We start from the raw sequence: 17,238 nt of genomic DNA on the forward strand, positions 1-17,238 counted from the left end.
CGCACCGCCCTGCGGCCAGTCGAATGCCGTCCGGTCAGGACTTGGGCATCTGCTGCTGGAAGGTGATCTCGATGAACTCGGCGGGGCGCACCATGGCCACCAGCACGGTGACGCGCAGGATGCCTTCCAGCACGTCGTCGGGCGTCATGGTTTCGCCCAGGCCCACATGGACGCTGAAGGCGTCCTCGGGCACGGCGCCCATCAGGCCGCCGCGCTTCCACACGCTCGTGAGGAAGTTGCTGATCATGCTCTTGATGGTCACCCAGGTATTGGCCACATTGGGCTCGAAGACCAGGGCCTTGGCCGCCAGACGGCAGGACTCCTCCAGCATGATCATGGTGCGGCGCACGTTGATGTAGCGCCAGTCCAGGCTGTTGCCGTCCAGGGTGCGGGCGCCCCAGACCAGCACGCCCTCGCCGATGAAGCTGCGGATGGCGTTGATGGACTTGCCCTGCGCGGTGACGTTGAGGTCCTCCTGCTGCTCGGCCGAGATGCTCACGCAGGGCGAGATCACGCCGGCCAGGCTCACGTTGGCCGGGGCCTTCCAGACGCCGCGGGTGTTGTCCACCATGGTGTAGACACCGGCCATGGCGCTGCTGGGCGGCATGACGTTGAGGTGGCGGCGGGACTCGGTCAGCACCGTGTTGAAGACCGAGCTGTGGCGGCTCAGGGTCTTGTTGAGCAGGGCCTTGCGGGCCAGGATGCCGGCGCTGAGCTCATCGGGCGTCAGCGGCTTGGCATTGGGGCGCTTGGCGGCCTCGTCGGTGACCATCTTGGCGAAGTCGCCGTTGAGCTCGTCGATGGCATCGTTGAGCGCGCGGGTCTGGGCGCTGACGCCGTCGGGCAGAGGCGTCGGGATGCGCAGCTCGGCGCGGATCAGGGTCTTGAGCAGGTCGATGCTGTCGGCCGAGAGGTTCTCGAAGCTGAGGTCCTTCTCGCCGACCACCGTGGTGTTGAGCCAGGGGTAGTAGGCCGCGGCGAAGTCCAGGAAGTTGATGCCCAGGTTGTCGCGGAACTTGCCCACCGGGTTGTCGTCGTTCAGCGCCTTGTAGCCGTTGTAGACGTCCAGGATGGCGATGCGGTTGCGCATGCGGTTGCCGCAATGCTGCAGCATGGCCTGCTGCAGGTCCGTGCACTGCTCTTCCTTGAGCTTCACGGCCTCGGGCACCAGGAGCATGGTGGGCTCCTGCTCCTTCAGCAGCTCGTCGATGCCCAGCTTGAAGCGGTCCGGATCCAGCTCCTGCTTGTAGGTGCCCACCGAGACGATGTAGCAGGGCCCGCCGCCGTTCTGGTAGAAGTGGCGCAGGGCCTGGTAGAGGCTGTAGCTGCCGCCGTCCGGACCGTCCAGCTGGGTCATGCGGTAGCCCTTCTTGCTGGCAGGATCATCCGCCGCGGTCTGGGCCATGAAGTCGGGCTGGTCCGCCGCCTCCTCCAGCTTGAAGACGGGCTTGGGCGGGCCGCCGAAGAACTGGTGGTACTCGGCCATGGAGCTGATGCGCCAGGGCGTCAGGGCCAGGGGCTTGTTGCGGTTGTCCGCGAACTCGGTGTGGCCCACGAAGGCCGGGACCGCGGTCGCGACTTCGACCACGGAGTTGGGAAAGGCGTTCTTCTCGACGATGTAAACGCCTGGCGTCTTCATAACGGCCATAGGGCTCTCCTAGGGGTGAACAAAGATCTCGCTCACTGGCCGCGTGCGACCATGGCGCTTCTCGAGGATCAGGCCGCGCGGGGCGGCCAGGGGCAGACGGGCCTGCAGCACGCGCTCGCGGCGTCCTGCCAGGTCCTTCAACACCAGGTGCTGGGGGCCTTTGGCTCCCAGGGGCCAGCGGCGGCGCGAGCGGAAGACCCAGGCCATGCGGCCATCGGGCAGCTGCTCGTCCTCGTCGCGGCGGAAGGCATCGGGCTGGCCCGCCATCTCCAGGGCGGGCTGTGCGGCGTCCCAGTTGCCCAGCAGCAGGTACTTCCAGGTGCACAGCCGGGCCTTGAGTTCGATGGACAGCTCCGGTGCTGCAGGCAGCTGCCCGGTCGGCGCGTCGGCCAACGGCGCGGCCAGCACGGGCACGCTGAGCTCGCGCGGGGCGCGGCGGTCGGTGTAGAGCGCGTAGTCGGGATCGGCGGCCTCCAGCTGCCAGCGCAGCTGGCGCGGGCTGCCGTCCGACTGCAGGCGCTCGGACCACAGCAGGGCCAGGCGCTCGGCGGGCACGTGCAGCCACAGCTCGCTGCCGTCGCAGCGCTCGACCAGCTGATGGCGGGCGATGAAGGCCTGCGTGTCAGCGCTGGCCCGCAGGCGCAGCCGTCGCGGGCGGCCGTCGGAAAAGTAGGTGTGGCGCAGGCGCAGCACCAGGATGGGCTGCCAGCTCATCAGGCGCACCGTCATGACAGCCCCCGGATCGCTCGCGGGTCGAGCTGCGCAATGGGCGTCTCGCGACCCTGGATGTGCTGGCCTGCAATGCTCACCATGCGGATGCGGTACAGCACCGAGGGCAGGTAGCGGCCGCTGTGGATGCCCCAGAGGCTGTGCATCTCGGCGCTGCTGAGGTTCTCGATGTTGATCACCAGCTTGTCCAGGCGCGGGTCCAGCGCGGGCGTGTTCTGGTGGTCCAGCACGGGCCGCTCATGGAAGAAGTGGATGGCCCCGGACAGGAACTTCAGCGCCTCCGGGTAGTTGCTGCCGCTGAAGTTGGCGGCGCACATCATCAGCAGGTTCAGGAAGACGGGCTCGGCGCCGCGCAGCTGGGCCTGGGCGTTGAGCCCCATGCCGATGGCGCGGTGCGCGTAGGCGTCCTGCTCCACGCCGACCAGGAACAGCACCAGCTTGTTGGCGATCAGCGGCACCAGGGTGCCGTTCTGCTCGAGCAGGTTGGACAGGACGGCCAGGTCCTCGTTCACCTGGAAGCGATGGCGCAGGTGGACGTTCAGCTGGCTGGTGATCTGGGTCAGGGCGGCGTCGATCATGGCGTGTCACGGAGACAGGTCGCAAGACTAGGTGCCAGGTCTTGCGCCGGCCATCGGCAGCACGCGGAATCTGTCTAGGACATTTGCTGAGGGGCTCGGGCGGGTGCCGAGCCGGGGTGCACGCGGGTGTCAGATCGGGCGCCAGCCGGGGCGCAAACGCAGACACCCCGGTCGCCGTGAAGCGAGCGGGGTGCGATGAAGAGGGTGGGGATCGGAGGGCGGCGCAGGACGGGCCGGCTCAGTGCCCGGCGCCCTGGCGGCTGCGGTGCACGTCCAGGCTGCTGATGCCCTCGCGCAGCGCAAAGCGCGTGAGCTCGGCGATGCCGTGGATCTGCAGCTTGGCAAAGACATTCTCGCGATGCGTGGCCACCGTCTTGGCGCTGAGGTGCAGCTGGCTGGCGATCTCCTGGGCGCTGTAGCCCTCGGACAGCAGCTGCACCATCTGGCGCTCGCGCGGGGTCAGGCGGTGGCTGTCGCGCGAGGGCGCGGCCTGCGGCTGCAACAGCGCGCCCATCAGCTCGCCGCTGACGAAGACCTGGCCCAGCATCACATTGCGCACGCCGCGCGCCAGCTCCTCGTAGGAGTTGTGCTTGAGCAGGTAGCCGCGGGCGCCGGCGTCCAGGACCTGGCGCACCTGCGGCGCGTCCGCCTGCACCGACAGCGCGATGCAGCGAGGCCCCCAGGCCTCCTTGTGCATGTGCTGGATGGCTTCCAGTCCGTTGAGGCCGGGCATGCAGAGGTCGACCAGGGCCACGTCAGGCAGGAGTTCCCGGCAGTGGCGCATCAGCTCCATGCCGTCGCGGGCCTGGGCGAGCACGCAGATGTCCGGCTCCCGCTCCAGCAGGGCCACCAGGCCTTCGCGCACGAGTTTGTGGTCGTCGGCGATCACGAGGCGAATGGACGTCATGCGGCACTCCTGCGAGTCGGCCAGAGGATGGCGGCATGGACGCGGTCGTTCTGGCGCTGCCACAGCAGCTGGGCATCGACGGTGGCCAGCTGCTCGCGCACCAGGCTCAGGCCCCGGCCGCCACTGCCTACGGTCTCGAGCTGGTCATGCAGCGCCGCGCCGCGCGAGGCGGTGTTGGTGACGCTGATGCGCAGTTGGCGATGGCCGCCGACCAGGCGCAGCCGCGCCGAGGAGGGCTGGCCGTGCTGGCAGGCGTTGATGAGCAGGCCCTGACTGGCGCTCAGCAAGGTCTGCGCGGTGGCGGGCGGCAGCTGCTCGGTATGGCCCAGGGCACTGAAGCCGAGCTGCTGCTGATGCTGGTCCGCCAGGGCCTGCACGCTGCGGTGCAGGCCGGCGGCCAGGTCGGCGAAGCCGGCGAGGGCGGTCGGCTCGGCCGGGCTGCGCACTTGCTCGATCAGGCGGCGGCAGGCCTGCAGGGCTTCCATCATGCGGGCCTCGGCCTTGTGCAGGGGGTCCGCCTCGGGGAGCTCGCGCCGGGCCTGCGCCAGATGTACCAGGCCCAGGGACAGGAGCTGGCACAGCTCGTCATGCAGGACGCGCGCCAGCTGCAAGGGAGGAGCCGCCGAAGGCAGGCGCCAGGGCGCCAGGCCGGTGTTGAGGAGTGATCTGCCGGCGTGACCCTTGCGGGGGCTGTTCATGGGGAAGGACCTCATTGCCAAGAAGTTGCTGGAAGGCAGGTCGGCCGGCCTGGTGGGGCGTCCGGGCAACAGGGGCGCCCAGGCATGCCGTTTGCCGCAGCAGATTAGGTGGTCGTTTCAAAGAGGGTCAAGCTGTAAGAACTCGCAAGCTAGGGGGTTTCCGGCATCACTTCGGTAGCGGGCCCCGAGGGCGACCAGACAGCAGCAGCGAGTGCGCCGCAGACGATCCCGAAGGGCCGCTAACATGGGCCGATGCCGTCCTCTCACACCTCCTGCCGCCGCCCCGCAGCGCCTGCACCGTTCCTGAAGAAGGCCTGCCTGGCCCTGGTGCCGGGTCTTGCCCTGCTCCTCGTTGCGGGGCCGAGCGGTGCCGCCGAGCGCCTGGAACCCGAGCCCGGGCTGGCGGCCCGGGCGCCCGCCACGGCGGCCTCCGGTGCCCAGCTGGCGCTGCAGCAGGGCCTGCTGGGCGTGCGCTGGCGGGTGAAGGAGCTGCTGGGGGCGCCCCTGGGGCCGGCAGCTGGCGGGGCACGTGCGCCCCACCTCGAGTTCGACGCCACGCACCTGCGCCTGTCCGGCAGTGGCGGCTGCAACCGGCTGATGGGCAGCGTGGCGCTGGAAGGGCAGCGCATCCTGTTCAAGCGCGTGATCACCACCATGATGAGCTGCCCCCAGGGCATGGCGCAGGAGCGCTCCCTGATCGAGGCCCTGGGCCAGGTGCAGCGCTGGCATCTGGAGGATCGCACCCTCATGCTCCTGAACTGGCAGCAGCAGGTCCTGGTCAAGCTGGTGCGCGAGTGAGCGTCAGGCGAGCAAGCCTCAACTGCAAGGCTTGTAAGCGCTTGTGAAAGCCGGTCCACCGGCGGCGTGCGGCGGGCGTTGGACGGGCACAATGGAGGCCCCTATGCAGATCCTTTTGCAGATTCGATCCACCGCCCGATCCCTCGCCCGGTCCGCCGCCGGGGTCTGCGCCGCCGCGCTGCTGGGGCTGGCCTCTCAGGCACAGGCCGCCGATGTCGGCCTCTCGCTGAGCGTTGTGCAGCCCGGCGTCTATGGCCGGATCGACATCGGCCCGCAGTACCGACCGGACGTCGTCTATGCCGAGCCCGTCTGGATCCAGCGTCCGCGTCACGTCTACCGCGCACCGCCCCCCATCTATCTGTATGCGCCGCCCCACCATGTGCGCGACTGGGGCCGCTACTGCGGCGGCTACGGTGCCTGCGGCCGGCCGGTGCTGTTCATCGAGGAGCGCTGGGTGCGTGACTGGCATGACCATCGCGGCTGGGAACACGATCACGGCCGGGGTCACGGTCACGGGCATGGTCATGGCCACCGCCGGGACCGCGACTGGGACCGTGGCGACGACCGCTACGCACCCCAGCGCGGCCGCCGCGACTGAGCGCGGGGCGAATGCCCGCTCCCGGGGCTTGGCCGTGCGCGGCAGCACCCGGATGCCGCAGCTGACACAATGGCGGCATGAGCGAGATCCTGTCGACCCAGCGCGAGCCCCAGACCCCGGCCGCCGCGCCCTCCCACGAGGGCTTCGAACGCGTGCGTGACGCACTGCAGCAGTTGTCCCATGAGCACCCGCCGCGCTGGCTGGAGGTGGCCGCCCGCACGGCGCAGGAAGCGGCGGACGCCCTGGGCGTGAGCCTGGGCCAGATCGCCAAGAGCGTGGTCTTTCGCCGCCGCACCGACGAATCCGCCGTGCTGGTGATCGCCGCTGGCGACCGCCGGGTGGACGAGAAGAAGCTCCAGCTCCACACCGGCCCGCTGGGCCGTGCCGATGCCGACTTCGTCAAGGCGCGCACCGGCTTTTCCATCGGTGGCGTCTCGCCCCTGGGATTCGCCCCTGCGGCCGGCCTGCCGATGCCGCTGCTCTTCATCGACGCCTCCCTGTTCCGCTTCGATCGCATCTGGGCCGCGGCCGGGCATCCCAACGGCGTCTTCCCCATGACGCCCCAGCAGCTGCAGCAGCTCACCGGCGCCGCCGTCATCGAGGTGGTGCAATGAGCGCGCTGCCCCTGACCCCGCCGCCTGTGCCCCGCGTGGCCTCGCCCTGCACCAATGTCTGCCGCATCCACCAGCCGACCGGCTGGTGCGAGGGCTGCGCCCGCAGCATCCCCGAGATCACCGTCTGGTCCAAGGCGGATGACGCGACGCGCCTGGAGATCCTCGCCCGCCTGCCGGAGCGTCGCCAGCAGCTGGTCGAGCAGGGCATCTTCACCGCGGCGGAGCCCAGTGTCTGAAGCCCCCCGGCGGGGACGCGAACCAGGAGTCCGGCATGCGCCATCTGCGCTTCTATTTCGACCCCATCTCGCCCTATGCGGCCCTGGCCTTCGCCCGGCTGCCGGAGGTTCTTGAGGGGCTCAATGTGGTGGTGGACTACGTGCCCGTGCTCTTCGCCGGCTTCCTCAAGGCCCATGGCCACAAGGGGCCGGCCGAGATCCCGGGCAAGCGCAGCTGGACCTACCGCCAGGTGCTCTGGGAGGCCCATCGCCTGGGTCTGCCCCTGCAGCTGCCGGTGCACCATCCCTTCAATCCCCTGGCGCTGCTGCGCCTGTGCTGGGCCGCCGCGCCGGCGGGCCGCACGCCCTCGCGCTGGGTCGTGGAGCAGGTCTTCCGCCATGTCTGGGAGGGAGGCGGCGATCCGCTGGATCCCCAGCGCCTGCAGGCCCTGCAGACGCTGCTCGCGCCGCCCCTGGATCCCTCGTCCGACGAGGTCAAGTCGCGCCTGCGCCAGGCGACCGACGCCGCCGTGGCCGCCGGCCTCTTCGGCGTGCCCACCGTGCTGGTGGAGGGCGAGCTGTTCTGGGGCCTGGACGGCCTGCCCCTGCTCTCGGCCTGGCTGCGCGGCGATCCCTGGTTCCAGCAGGGTGGCTGGGAGCAGGCCGCCCGCCTGCCTGTGGGGCAGGCCCGGCCCGGCAGCTGAGCCCGTCATTCCCGGGCGGAACGGGGGCAGGCAAGACCTGACCCCCATGCGGCGCGCCTCTCGGGGCTTTCCCCAGCGGACCCCGTCAATTTCTCCATGTGAAATTTCGCCTCCGGGTTGCAACGGGTTTCGTCAGCCAACGTTCAGGCTCGCGTCAGATCGAGGTCAGAGGAGGGGATCACAGTCGCCCCAAGGCTCACCGGGGTGGTGGACCTCAGACAAAGATCCAGGAGACTAAACATGGCGACTGCTTCCGCAGTGTCGACCAGCACGCCGATGACGGCTGAAGAGAAGAAGGTCATCTTCGCCTCTTCACTCGGCACGGTGTTCGAGTGGTACGACTTCTACCTTTACGGTTCGCTGGCAGCCATCATTGCCAAGCAGTTCTTCTCCGGCCTGGACCCGTCCGCGGCCTTCATCGCCTCGCTGCTGGCCTTTGCCGCCGGCTTCATCGTGCGCCCCTTCGGCGCCCTGGTGTTTGGGCGACTGGGCGACATGATCGGCCGCAAGTACACCTTCCTGGTCACCATCCTGATCATGGGCCTGTCGACCTTCATCGTCGGCGTGCTGCCCAGCTATGCCTCCATCGGCGCGGCCGCTCCGGTCATCCTGATCGGCCTGCGCATGCTGCAGGGCCTGGCCCTGGGCGGTGAGTACGGCGGTGCCGCCACCTATGTGGCCGAGCACGCCCCGCAAGGACGCCGCGGTGCCTACACCTCCTGGATCCAGACCACGGCGACCCTGGGCCTGTTCCTGTCGCTGATGGTGATCCTGGGCACCCGTACCGCCATCGGCGAGACCGCCTTCGCCGAGTGGGGCTGGCGCGTGCCGTTCATCGTCTCCATCCTGCTGCTGGCCATCAGCGTCTGGATCCGTCTGTCGATGAACGAATCGCCGGCCTTCCAGAAGATGAAGGCCGAGGGCAAGACCTCCAAGGCCCCGCTGTCCGAGTCCTTCGGCCAGTGGAAGAACCTGAAGATCGTGATGCTGGCGCTGTTCGGTCTCGTGGCCGGCCAGGGCGTGGTGTGGTACTCGGGCCAGTTCTACGCGCTGTTCTTCCTGACCAGCGTGCTGAAGGTGGACTCGGCCACGGCCAACATCCTGGTGGCGGTGTCCCTGATCATCGGCACCCCGTTCTTCGTGATCTTCGGCACCTTGTCCGACAAGATCGGCCGCAAGCCCATCATCATGGCGGGCCTGCTGCTGGCCATCGTGACCTACTTCCCGCTGTTCAAGGCCCTGACCGACGCCGCCAACCCGGATCTCGCCAAGGCCCAGGCCTCGGCCAAGATCACGCTGACCGTGGACCCGGCCACCTGCTCCTTCCAGGGCAGCCCGGTGGCACGTGAGGTGGACTTCACCAGCTCCTGCGACATCGCCAAGCGCGCCCTGGCCCAGTCCGCCGCCAGCTACGAGACCCTTCCCGGTCCGGCCGGCACCGTGGCCCAGGTCAAGGTGGGCGAGACCGTGGTCAACTCCCTGAACGCCACCAAGGCCACCGAGCACAAGTTCGACGAGGCCAGCACCAAGGGCATCGCCGCCTTCAAGAAGGAGCTGGCCGATGCGCTGAAGGCCGCCGGCTACCCGTCCAAGGCTGACCCGGCCAAGGTCAACAAGCCGCTGGTCGTGGCCATCCTGACCGTGCTGGTGATCTACGTGACCATGGTCTACGGTCCGATCGCCGCCATGCTGGTGGAAATGTTCCCGACCCGCATCCGCTACACCTCGATGAGCCTGCCTTACCACATCGGCAACGGCTGGTTCGGCGGCCTGCTGCCCTCCATCACCTTCGCGATGGTGGCGCAGAACGGCAACATCTATCACGGCCTCTGGTACCCCATCGGCGTGGCCGCGATGAGCTTCGTGATCGGCATGCTCTTCGTCCGGGAGACCAAGGACGTGGATATCTACGCCCGCGACTGAGCCGGGTGACGCGAGGGGATCCCCCTCCTCAGGAGAAGGCGGCCCTCGGGCCGCCTTTTTCATGAGTGCCAGGTCTTGCCCGGCCGCCGGGGCTGCCATCGGGGCGCTTGATATTGATCAAGACTTCACGGATTGACCGCTCTTTTTCACGCCGGGGCCCGGCTTGACCGCCGCACCTGCGGGGAGTGGCGGGCTGGCGTGCGGCGGCGCAGTATGCTTGCGTCCATGAGCGAAGAGAAGCATGTCCCGCGCGCCGAGCAGCGCCGCCTGCAGATGGCCGATATCGCGCGCCTGGCCGGCGTGTCGGTGTCCACCGTGTCCCGAGCCCTCAACGGCAGCACGCTGGTGAACCCTGAGACCCGCCAGCGCGTCGCGGACCTGGCCCGCTCGCTCAACTACTCGATCAACCTCAGCGCGCAGAACCTGCGACTGCAGAAGAACCGCACGATCGCCGTGGTCGTGCCCTACGACGCCGACTCGCGCCAGCACATCTCCGACCCCTTCTTCCTGTCCATCGTCGGTGCCATCGCCGACGCGCTGACCGACCGCGGCTACGACATGCTGCTGCAGCGCGTGGATGCCGAGCACCTGGACCAGGCCGCGCATGCGGTGGACTCCGGCAAGGCTGCCGGCCTGCTGATCATCGGCCAGTGGCGGCACCACGACCAGCTCAACGAGTTGGCCGCGCGCAAGCTGCCCGTGGTGGTCTGGGGGGCGCAGCTGCCGCAGCAGCTCTACTGCAGCGTGGGCGGGGACAACGTCCTGGGCGGCCGTCTGGCCACCGAGCACATGCTGAGTCTGGGCCGCCGCCGCATCGCCTTCCTGGGCGACGCCGAGCTGCCCGAGGTCATGCACCGCCGCGAAGGCTACTGGCAGGCGCTGCGCGCCGCCGGCCTGGCGCCCGATCCGGCGCTGGAGCTGCCGGCGCCCTTCGAGGTCAGCATGGCGCGCCAGCAGATGCTGGACTTCTTCGACGCCCACCGCGACATCAACGCCGTCGTCGCCTGCAGCGACCTGCTGGCGCTGCAGTCCCTGCAGGTGCTGCGCGCGCTGGGTCGCCGCGTCCCGGAGGAGGTGGCTGTCATGGGCTATGACGACATGCCCCTCGCGGCCTACAGCGATCCCCCGCTGTCCAGCGTGCACCAGCCGGTCTCCAAGGCCGGCGCCGAACTGGTCGAGGCCCTGCTGAAGATGCTGGAGGGCGAGCGCCTGGCACCCATCATGCTGCCGGTGCACCTGAGCCTGCGCGCGAGCGCGCCGGCACGCTGAGCGACCGAGGGGCCGCGCAGCGGTCCCTGCCGGGCCTGCCGGGAGGCAGGGGCTTCGGCTTGACGGAGGCTCGTGAGCGGGGTGCAGACCCGCAGACTTGAGGCGGTTCCGCATGACTGCCGTTGACCGGACTGGGTCATCAAAATAACCTCATAAGTGCGCGCCTTTCGGGCAACGGAAGGCACGGTGGCACGCCATGCCAGGCGTCGTCGGCCCGTCGATCTTCCGGTGCGCCGCACCTCCGATCATCCACATCAGGAAGCAGCCGATGTCTTGCCGTCCTTGACGCGCCATCATGCGCCGGTCCACCTGGTCGTCCGAGAAGGCGCTGGCCGCTCCCGGAGGATCCTCCAGCCTCGCCATGTCACTGGCGGCATCGGGGCTCCTGTGCATGCCCTCGGCCGCGGTGGCCGCCTGCACGGTCCCTGGCCTTTGGTCAGATGCCCACGGCGGAAATGCCAGCATTGCGCCCACGCTTGCGGGCACGATGAAGCTTCCCTACTGCGCAGCCACGCACCACCTGACGGTCACGCTGGTGGGCACAAGCGGCTTCAAGGGGGACGCTCGCTACGGCAGTGGCAGTGGCAGTGGCAGCGACTGCCAGGGCTTTGCCGAAACCCTCACCGTCGCCGCGGACTGCAAGTCGGCCGCAGGCAGCTACGTCAACGACGACGGCGGGACCGGGCCCGACACCTGGACCAGGACGGGCCCGACCCTCGCACTCAGCCGCGGCTCGCTCACCCGCATCACGGCGACCGGGACGCCCGCCGCGGGTGTCTTCAGCTTCACGACGCCGCTGCTGGCAGGTGCCAACATCGCCACGGTCGCGCGTGCCCATCACCTACCGCCTTTCCGGCGTTGGCAGCGGCCACCTCGGAAGCCAGGCCTTCCGTGATGCGGCTTTTGTCTTCACCGGGGGCGGCGACACCGACGCCATCGCGCCCATCGGCGGCGGCGTGCGGGTGAATCTGCTGCTGTCGCTGCAGGTGCAGGTGAGTGGGCATGGCGCAGCGCAGGGGCTCCACGCGGTCGATTTCTTTGTCAACAACACGTCAGGCGGCCTGGGCTTTCTGGATGAGCTCGCCGGGGACATCATCGATGTGCTGGGGCCTGGCATCGCGGCTTTCGACGGCGTCAGTGCGCTCGGCCCCCTGGCCGTGGACCTCGACTACCTGGCGCCGTTCTCGACGACGGCCGGCGAGTTCCTGCTGGCGCAGGGGGGGGCTCGCTGGCGTTCACGGCCCGGTTGGCGCCAGCCACGGTGCCGGCGCCGGCCTCGTCCTCGCTGACGGTCAGCGCCTTGCTGGCCCCGGCCTGGGTCCGGCAGCGCGGACGCCAGTCCACCGCCGCGACTCCGTACTTTGCTCATGGCCCGCAGGTCTTGTAAGGGCGCGGCGCGTACGCCGGTGCTGCAGGGGCAGGCGTGGCTTGGCGTGGCGGCCACTGGTCGCTGGTCGCTGGTCGCTGGTCGCTGGTCGCTGGTCGCTGGTCGCTGGTCGCTGGTCGCTGGTCGCTGGTCGCCGGTCGCCGGTCGCCGGTCGCCGGTCGCCGGTCGCCGGTCGCCGGTCGCCGGTCGCCGGTCGCCGGTCGCCGGTGACCCGTTCGCAGCATCGGCAGTCGCTCAACCTACAGAATGCAATGGATTGCATTATTGATGCACGTGCATTGCCTGTAGAGGGAATGTGCTTCATTAGAAAAGCAAACCATTCTCGTTTTTCCGTAGATGCAATCGATTGCAAAATAAGATGCATCACTCCACAATAGTGCCAGCGGTTCCCCATTGGTGCTTGACGCCTCCATATGGCGCAGGCGGGTGAACCGTCGCATGATCAGCGGCGCCACAGCCGCAGCCCCCGGGCACTCAGGAGACAAGATGCAGCACCGTTCACTTTCGCGCGCCCGCGGCTGGCGCCATGCCTCGCAGGCGGGCTTCCGCCTCCAGATCCTTTGCGCGGCCCTCGCCACCCTCGCCACCCTCGGCGCCGGAGCCCAGGCGCAGGAGGCCGCTCCGGCGGCCGCTGCCAGCGATGGCCTCAAGCTGGACCAGGTCGTGCTGACCGGCAGCTCCACCCAGGTCTCCAAGATGAAGCAGAGCCTCTCGGTGTCCAGCATCGATGCCGAGCAGATGGGCAAGATCGGCGCGACGAATGCGGCGGAGCTGCTGCGCTCGGTGCCGGGCCTGCGCTCGGAGTCGTCCGGCGGCGAGGGCAATGCCAACATCACCGTGCGCGGCGTGCCGCTCTCGGCGGGCGGCTCGCGCTATGTGCAGATGCAGGAGGACGGCCTGCCCGTGCTGCTGTTCGGCGACATCGCCTTCGGCACCGCAGACCAGTTCCTGCGCGCTGACTACAACGTCGAACGCCTTGAGGTCGTGCGCGGCGGCTCGGCCTCTACGCTCGCCAGCAATTCGCCTGGCGGCCTGATCAACTTCATCAGCAAGACCGGCCAGGAGACGGGGGGCAGCCTGGGCCTCTCGGCCGGCCTGGGCAACCGCCTGTGGCGTGTCGATGCCGATTACGGCGCCAGCCTGGGCCAGGGCGCCAGCTTCCATGTGGGCGGCTACCAGCGTGTGGGCGAGGGCGGCCGGCCGACCGGCATGAACACCGAGAGCGGCGGCCAGATCAAGGCCAGCTTCACCAAGAAGTTCGACCAGGGCTTTCTCCGCCTGAGCCTCAAGGCCCTGGATGACAAGACCCCGTCCTTCATGCCCGTGCCGGTGACCGTCAGTGGCGGGCAGATCCATGAGATCGCCGGCATCGACCCGCGCAAGGCCTTCTTCATCACCCCGAGCCTGAGCCGCGACACCAGCTTCAACAAGGACGGCGGCTGGACCACCACCGCCACCCGCGACGGTCTGCACGTCAAGAGCACGGCCGTGGGGCTGGAAGCCGGCCTGGACCTCGGCGGCGGCCTGCGCCTGGACGAGAAGTTCCGCAAGAGCAGCAACAGCGGCCGCTTCCTGGCCCTGTTCCCCGCAGACAACGGCGGCAACGGCACGGCCAGCAGCTTCACCGGCACCCTGTTCAACACCTCGCTGGATGACCTGGGCAACACCTTCAACGACCTCAAGCTGACGAAGACCATCGCCTCAGGCGGCGGCAAGTTCAATGTCGTCGGCGGCCTGTTCTACGGCTCGCAGAACGTGGCCCAGACCTGGTTCTGGAACCAGTACCGCCTGAGCATGGACGGCAACAATGCCCAGGTGCTGGACGCCAACGGCAAGCCCTCCAGCGCGCCCATCGCCGAGGGGTGGACCACCTGGGGCGGCTGCTGCACGCGCAGCTTCGACGTGCAGTACACCCAGACCTCGCCCTACGCCGCGCTGACCTGGGAGCAGGGCCCGCTGAACCTGGACTTCAGCCTGCGCCGCGACGAGCAGAAGGCCAGCGGCTACAGCCTCTCCGGTGACAACGCCAACAAGCGCTGGGACGCCGCCAGCCAGAAGACGATCGACTACAAGGTGGCCCACACCAGCTACTCGCTGGGCGGCAACTACGCGCTGAGCAAGGACCTCTCCGTCTTCGCGCGTGCCAGCAACGGCGTGTCCTTCAGCGCCGACCGCCTGCTCTACGGCAACCCGCTGGACGGCTCGGTGCCGGTCGCGCTCAACGAGATCGACCAGCAGGAAGCCGGCGTGAAATGGCGCGGCGCCGGACTCAGCGTCTTCGCCACGCTCTTCAATGCCCGCACCAGCGAGAGCAACTACGAAGTCACCACCCAGAAGTTCACCGCCAACAAGTACAAGGCCAGCGGACTGGAGCTGGAAGCGGCCTACACCGTGGGCGAGCTGCGCCTCAGCGGCGGCGCCACCTTCACGCATGCCAGCATCTCCGACTCCAACGATGCCAGCACCGTGGGCAAGATGCCGCGCCGCCAGGCCCGCGTGGTCTGGCAGCTGAGCCCCAGCTACACCATGGGGCCGCTGGAGTTCGGGGCCTCGCTGGTGGGGTCGGGCAAGTCCTATGGCGATGACCAGAACACGATCACCCTGCCCGGCTACACCGTGGTCAACGCTTTCCTGAGCTACCAGCTCAACGGCAAGACCACGCTGTCCCTGCAGGCCAACAATCTGTTCAACGCCCTGGCCTACACCGAGATCGAGGGCGACGGCCACGCCGCCCGCGCGCTCAACGGCCGCAGCGTGCGCGCGACCCTGAAGTTCGACTTCTGAGCCCGGCCATGGATGCGCAACTGCAGTCCGGCGTGATGCTCGTCGGCGAGGCCCTCGTCGACGAGTTCGCCGAGCAGCCCGTGGCCGGCGGTGCGCCGCTCAATGTGGCGCGCTCGCTGGCGGCGCTGGGCTTGCCGGCCCTGCTGGTGTCCCGGCTGGGGCTCCAGCAGCGCCAGCTGCCTGGCACCGGCGCCAGCGGCGCCGATGCCGGCGCCCGTCTGGTGCTGGCCAGCATGCGGCGCTTTGCCCTGAGCGAGCAGGGGCTGCAGTTCGATGCGCACCATGCCACGGGGCGGGTGTCGGTGGTGGAGGAGGGCGGCTCTCACGCCTTCCTCATCCACCCCCAGGCGGCCTGGGACCATCTGGACGAGCTGCCGGCCCAGGCCCTGCTCCACAGCCAGGCGCCGGCCGTCCTGTACTTCGGCAGCCTGGCGCAGCGCGCCCCGGCCTCGCGGCTGACCATCCAGGGCCTGCTGCGCACGGCCAAGGCGCGCGGCTGCCTGCGCTACCTGGACCTCAACCTGCGCGAAGGACAGGTGAGCCTGGATGTGATCGCCGAGAGCCTGGCTGAGGCCGACTGGCTCAAGCTCAACGACGCCGAGCTGGCCCAGCTGCAGCGCTGCTTCGGCACGGGGACGCTGGACCCGCTGCAGCCGGCCGCGCAGCTGCAGCGGCCCGTCGCGGCCCTGCTGCGGCGCTTCGGCGTGCAGCGCCTGATTCTGACCCGCGGCGCCGCCGGCTATGCCTGCTTCGGCGCGGACGGCACGCTGCTGGCCGAAGGGCCGGGCAGGCAAGACCTGACCCTGGTCGACACGGTGGGCGCAGGCGATGCCTTCAGCGCCATGGCGCTGGCGGCCCATCTGCGCCAACTGCCCCTCGCTCAGGCCCTGAACCTGGCCAATGGCTATGCGGCCGCCCTGTGCGGTCAGCGTGGCCCCGTGCCCGAGTCGGATCCATTCTTCCAGCCCTGGCGCGAGGCGCTGGGCCATGCAGGAGCCATTGCCGCATGAATGCCGCCCACCGCCCCGAGACCATGGCCAGCGGCAAGCCGCGCCTGAGCCTGTGGCAGATCCTGAACATGAACATCGGATTCTTCGGCATCCAGTTCAGCTTCGGGCTGCAGCAGAGCAATATGAGCCCCATCTACAAGTACCTCGGTGCAGACGAGGCCAGCCTGCCCCTGCTGTGGCTGGCCGGCCCGCTCACCGGCCTGCTGGTGCAGCCCCTGATCGGCGCGATGAGCGACCGCACCGTCAGCCGCTGGGGCCGGCGCACGCCCTACTTCCTGATCGGGGCGCTGCTGTGCAGCCTGGGCCTGCTGCTGATGCCCCTGAGCCCCACGCTGTGGTTCGCCGCCGGCCTGCTGTGGATCCTGGATGCCGCCAACAACGTCACCATGGAGCCCTACCGGGCCTATGTCAGCGACCGGCTGGACGAGAGCCAGCATGCCCAGGGCTTCCTCAGCCAGAGCGCCTTCACCGGCCTGGCGCAGACCCTGGCCTATCTCTCGCCCTCCATCATGGTCTGGTGCGGCATGGACGCCAATGCGCGCAATGCCAGCGGCATCCCGCAGGTCACCGTCCTGGCCTTCATGGTCGGCGCGGCGCTGTCCTTCACGACGGTGGCATGGTCCGTGCGCCGTGTGCCCGAGCTGCCGATGAGCGAGGCCGAGAAGGCGGCGTTGCGCGCACGACCCCGCGGCCTGGCGGCCACGCTGGACGAGATCTGGACCGCGCTGAAGGAAATGCCCCAGACCATGCGCCAGCTCTGGTGGATGAAGCTGCTGCAGTGGTACGCCATGATGTGCTACTGGATCTACATCGTGCCGGCCCTGGCCCAGACCCTGTTCGGCACCAGCGATGCCAGCGCCCAGGGCTTCCGCGACGCGGGCCTGGTCAATGGGCAGATCGGCGGCTTCTACAACTTCGTGGCCTTCCTCGCCGCCTTCGCCATGCTGCCCTTCACGCGCCGCTTCGGCGCCCAGCGGGTGCATGCCGTGTGCCTGAGCCTCGCCGGCATCGGCCTGCTGGCCCTGCCAGAGCTGCACAGCAAGGCCTTGCTCTTCATCCCGATGCTGGGCCTGGGCCTGGCCTGGGCCAGCATCATGGGCAATCCCTATGTGCTGCTGGCCGGCAGCATCCCGCCGGAGCGGGCCGGGGTCTACATGGGCATCTTCAACATGTTCATCGTGATCCCCATGCTGATCCAGATGCTGACGCTGCCCCTGATCTACGGCCCCTGGCTGCAGGGGCGGCCCGAGAACGTGATCCGCCTGGCCGGCGTGCTGCTGCTGGGCGCGGCGCTGGCGGTGCTGAGGGTGCGTTCGGTGCGGCCCCCGACCCGGCCTGGCAAGACCTGACCCTTCGCCGCCCCGGCGTCGATCCTG

General features: G+C 69.0%; 18 protein-coding genes. 13 read left to right on the forward strand and 5 right to left on the reverse strand.

What is annotated here, in order from left to right; genetic code table 11:
- Nucleotides 1-34: 34 nt before the first annotated feature.
- The 5 genes from ABDJ40_RS16170 to ABDJ40_RS16190 all read right to left on the reverse strand — a co-directional run bounded on the left by ABDJ40_RS16170 (nt 35) and on the right by ABDJ40_RS16190 (nt 4,560).
- Nucleotides 35-1,648, reverse strand: a complete 1,614-nt coding sequence (locus tag ABDJ40_RS16170; protein WP_347611407.1) for a phage tail sheath family protein — start codon at nt 1,646-1,648, stop codon at nt 35-37.
- Nucleotides 1,649-1,657: 9 nt separating this feature from the next.
- Nucleotides 1,658-2,377, reverse strand: coding sequence for a hypothetical protein (locus ABDJ40_RS16175; RefSeq protein WP_347611408.1), 720 nt, complete (start codon nt 2,375-2,377; stop codon nt 1,658-1,660).
- Nucleotides 2,374-2,955, reverse strand: coding sequence for a Pvc16 family protein (locus tag ABDJ40_RS16180; RefSeq protein ID WP_347611409.1), 582 nt, complete (start codon nt 2,953-2,955; stop codon nt 2,374-2,376). Before ABDJ40_RS16180 ends, ABDJ40_RS16175 begins: the two co-directional genes overlap by 4 nt.
- Nucleotides 2,956-3,193: 238 nt before the next feature.
- Nucleotides 3,194-3,862: a response regulator gene (locus ABDJ40_RS16185; protein ID WP_347611410.1), complete on the reverse strand. Its 669-nt coding sequence runs from the start codon at nt 3,860-3,862 to the stop codon at nt 3,194-3,196.
- On the reverse strand, nt 3,859-4,560 hold the full coding sequence (locus ABDJ40_RS16190) for a sensor histidine kinase (RefSeq protein ID WP_347611411.1): 702 nt from the start codon (nt 4,558-4,560) through the stop codon (nt 3,859-3,861). The genes ABDJ40_RS16185 and ABDJ40_RS16190 overlap by 4 nt, the downstream gene beginning before the upstream one ends.
- A gap of 252 nt (nt 4,561-4,812) precedes the next feature.
- On the opposite strand from ABDJ40_RS16190, the gene ABDJ40_RS16195 reads away from it, so the two are divergent.
- The 13 genes from ABDJ40_RS16195 to ABDJ40_RS16250 all read left to right on the forward strand — a co-directional run bounded on the left by ABDJ40_RS16195 (nt 4,813) and on the right by ABDJ40_RS16250 (nt 17,211).
- Complete coding sequence (locus ABDJ40_RS16195; RefSeq protein ID WP_347611412.1) at nt 4,813-5,358, forward strand: META domain-containing protein; 546 nt, start codon at nt 4,813-4,815, stop codon at nt 5,356-5,358.
- A 103-nt stretch (nt 5,359-5,461) separates the two neighbouring features.
- Nucleotides 5,462-5,956: a hypothetical protein gene (locus ABDJ40_RS16200; RefSeq protein ID WP_347611413.1), complete on the forward strand. Its 495-nt coding sequence runs from the start codon at nt 5,462-5,464 to the stop codon at nt 5,954-5,956.
- 77 nt (nt 5,957-6,033) lie between these two features.
- Nucleotides 6,034-6,570, forward strand: a complete 537-nt coding sequence (locus tag ABDJ40_RS16205) for a YbaK/EbsC family protein (RefSeq protein WP_347611414.1) — start codon at nt 6,034-6,036, stop codon at nt 6,568-6,570.
- Nucleotides 6,567-6,806 (forward strand): DUF1289 domain-containing protein, encoded by a 240-nt coding sequence (locus ABDJ40_RS16210; protein WP_347611415.1) that lies wholly within the window; start codon nt 6,567-6,569, stop codon nt 6,804-6,806. The genes ABDJ40_RS16205 and ABDJ40_RS16210 overlap by 4 nt, the downstream gene beginning before the upstream one ends.
- Nucleotides 6,807-6,841: 35 nt before the next feature.
- Nucleotides 6,842-7,489 carry a 2-hydroxychromene-2-carboxylate isomerase gene (locus ABDJ40_RS16215; RefSeq protein ID WP_347611416.1) on the forward strand — a complete coding sequence of 216 codons (648 nt, stop codon included), beginning with the start codon at nt 6,842-6,844 and terminating at the stop codon, nt 7,487-7,489.
- A 240-nt stretch (nt 7,490-7,729) separates the two neighbouring features.
- Nucleotides 7,730-9,412: an MFS transporter gene (locus ABDJ40_RS16220; protein WP_347611417.1), complete on the forward strand. Its 1,683-nt coding sequence runs from the start codon at nt 7,730-7,732 to the stop codon at nt 9,410-9,412.
- Between the two features lie 225 nt (nt 9,413-9,637).
- The gene (locus tag ABDJ40_RS16225; RefSeq protein ID WP_347611418.1) at nt 9,638-10,681 is read left to right on the forward strand and encodes a LacI family DNA-binding transcriptional regulator; all 1,044 of its coding nucleotides are present in this window, start codon (nt 9,638-9,640) and stop codon (nt 10,679-10,681) included.
- Between the two features lie 487 nt (nt 10,682-11,168).
- Nucleotides 11,169-11,576 (forward strand): hypothetical protein, encoded by a 408-nt coding sequence (locus ABDJ40_RS16230; RefSeq protein ID WP_347611419.1) that lies wholly within the window; start codon nt 11,169-11,171, stop codon nt 11,574-11,576.
- A complete protein-coding gene (locus tag ABDJ40_RS16235; RefSeq protein ID WP_347611420.1) occupies nt 11,512-11,970 on the forward strand; it encodes a hypothetical protein in 459 nt (152 codons plus the stop codon). Before ABDJ40_RS16230 ends, ABDJ40_RS16235 begins: the two co-directional genes overlap by 65 nt.
- Before the next feature lie 134 nt (nt 11,971-12,104).
- Complete coding sequence (locus ABDJ40_RS24770) at nt 12,105-12,278, forward strand: hypothetical protein (protein ID WP_430765650.1); 174 nt, start codon at nt 12,105-12,107, stop codon at nt 12,276-12,278.
- 276 nt (nt 12,279-12,554) lie between these two features.
- Nucleotides 12,555-14,852, forward strand: a complete 2,298-nt coding sequence (locus tag ABDJ40_RS16240; protein ID WP_347611421.1) for a TonB-dependent receptor — start codon at nt 12,555-12,557, stop codon at nt 14,850-14,852.
- A gap of 8 nt (nt 14,853-14,860) precedes the next feature.
- Nucleotides 14,861-15,862, forward strand: a complete 1,002-nt coding sequence (locus ABDJ40_RS16245) for a PfkB family carbohydrate kinase (protein WP_347611422.1) — start codon at nt 14,861-14,863, stop codon at nt 15,860-15,862.
- Nucleotides 15,859-17,211, forward strand: coding sequence for an MFS transporter (locus ABDJ40_RS16250; protein ID WP_347611423.1), 1,353 nt, complete (start codon nt 15,859-15,861; stop codon nt 17,209-17,211). Before ABDJ40_RS16245 ends, ABDJ40_RS16250 begins: the two co-directional genes overlap by 4 nt.
- The last annotated feature ends 27 nt before the right edge of the window (nt 17,212-17,238 follow it).

This window comes from Roseateles flavus, from assembly GCF_039872765.1.
GTDB lineage: Bacteria > Pseudomonadota > Gammaproteobacteria > Burkholderiales > Burkholderiaceae_C > Roseateles_B > Roseateles_B flavus.